The sequence below is a fragment of the Austwickia sp. TVS 96-490-7B genome (assembly GCF_019331795.1).
In the GTDB taxonomy this organism is placed as follows: domain Bacteria; phylum Actinomycetota; class Actinomycetes; order Actinomycetales; family Dermatophilaceae; genus Austwickia.
This window is the reverse complement of sequence record NZ_JAHPZL010000041.1, coordinates 1-1,502: the sequence shown is the minus strand read 5'-3', so window position 1 is coordinate 1,502 and position 1,502 is coordinate 1. Positions and strand designations below refer to the sequence as shown.

The following is a 1,502-nucleotide window of genomic DNA, read 5'->3' as shown; positions in this document are numbered from 1 at the left end:
CTTTTGATGTGGGGAGGTCGACGGTTTGTAGGTGGTTGTCTTTGGATCGGGTGGGGGTGTTGAGGGTGGTGAAGGTTCCGGCTCGTGGTCGGGGTGGGAAGTTGACGCCGGAGTAGATGGAGAGGGTTGTGCGGTGGGTGGTGGGGGCGGGTCCTTCTGGGTTGCAGTTTGATGTCAGGTTGTGGACGACGAGGGTGGTGAAGGAGTTGATCGAGCGGGAGTTCGGGGTGGTGTATTCGCGGCAGTGGGTTGGTGAGTTGTTGCGGTTGTGGGGGTTGTCGGCGCAGCGGCTATTGGTGCGGGCGTATGAGCAGGATCAGGTGAGGGTGGAGGCCTGGCGTCGGGTGGAGTATCCGGCGTTGCGTGCTGCGGCGAAGGAGGCGGGAGCGAAGATCTTCTTCGCTGATGAGGATGGTGTGCGTAATGATTACCACAGTGGGACCACGTGGGCGCCGGTAGGGAAGACTCCTGTGGTGCGTGGTACGGGATCGCGAGTGTCGGTGAGCATGATTCGGCGGTCTCGGCGCGGGGGGAGTTGCGCTTCGAGTTGGTGGAAGGCTCGACCGATTCTGAGGTATTCATCGGGTTTCTAGAGAAATTGAACGCCGATGTTGGGACGCTGGTGTATCTGGTGGTGGATGGCCACCTTTGTCATGCGAGCAAGATCACGAAGAAATGGATCGAGGGGCATTCCGAGCATATTGCCCTGTTCACTTTACCTCCGTATTCCCCCGAGTTGAATCCCAATAAGTGGGCATGGAAGAACGTGAAACACGACCAGATAAGGAAACAGTTGCCGGTGAATAAAAGACACCTATGGGAACTATGCGAGGCAGCGTTGGCGGCTTTGAAGAACTCACTGGCGACGGTCCGCGGGTTTTCTGGGATCCTGCCCTGGCCTATATTACGCAGCCTGTAACGGCCGGTGTCTCATGAAACCAAGGATCAGGGCGTTATTCACGAGCGATGAGACGTTGGGTGACCCATCTATTGCAAGGGCCTGCGACATGCAGGTCTTCTGGCTCTCCACAAAGAGGTGAATCCCTCGTGAATAACGCACTTAGTCCACTAGTAGAGATTACTCTTAGTAAGGGCGTTATTCACGAGGCATTAGCGGCCCGTCCCCTACACTCCGGGAAACAATCGATACACACCTGTCACCATACACATATATAAAAACATCGGCCGCTTTGAGATCATTGGGTTAGCAGACTCACATCTCTCAGGGAAGCGACCGATGCGGTACCAGTCGTACAGCAGGACTAGATCACGATGCACTCGTCGGGCGGGTCATCGAGATTTTTCACTCCCCGGGAGTGGACTTGAGTAGACATCGGTTGCCCGTCAAAGTACAAGTCGTTCTCACCCTGGAACGTCTACGGAACAATCTGTCACAGATGTTCCTTGCTGACCAGGTAGATGATTTCACCATCGACAGCTTCTCGAATCTATTGCAGGATGCTCCCGGTCGTCAATGAAGCTCTCCTCTTGACAGGTATCCC

The 1,502-nt window shown here is 55.4% G+C and carries 2 protein-coding genes; both read left to right on the top strand.

Going from position 1 to position 1,502, the window contains the following annotated elements:
• Nucleotides 1-116 precede the first annotated feature (116 nt).
• On the top strand, nucleotides 117-593 hold the full coding sequence (locus KEM60_RS15830; protein WP_219232360.1) for a winged helix-turn-helix domain-containing protein: 477 nt from the start codon (nucleotides 117-119) through the stop codon (nucleotides 591-593).
• A complete protein-coding gene (locus KEM60_RS15825) occupies nucleotides 551-919 on the top strand; it encodes a transposase (RefSeq protein WP_219232358.1) in 369 nt (122 codons plus the stop codon). Before KEM60_RS15830 ends, KEM60_RS15825 begins: the two co-directional genes overlap by 43 nt.
• Nucleotides 920-1,502: the final 583 nt, after the last annotated feature.

What these genes read in the sequence shown, in the direction of transcription:
- KEM60_RS15830 (WP_219232360.1), top strand. Translation starts at nt 117, where the DNA reads ATGGAGAGGGTTGTGCGGTGGGTGGTGGGGGCGGGTCCTTCTGGGTTG.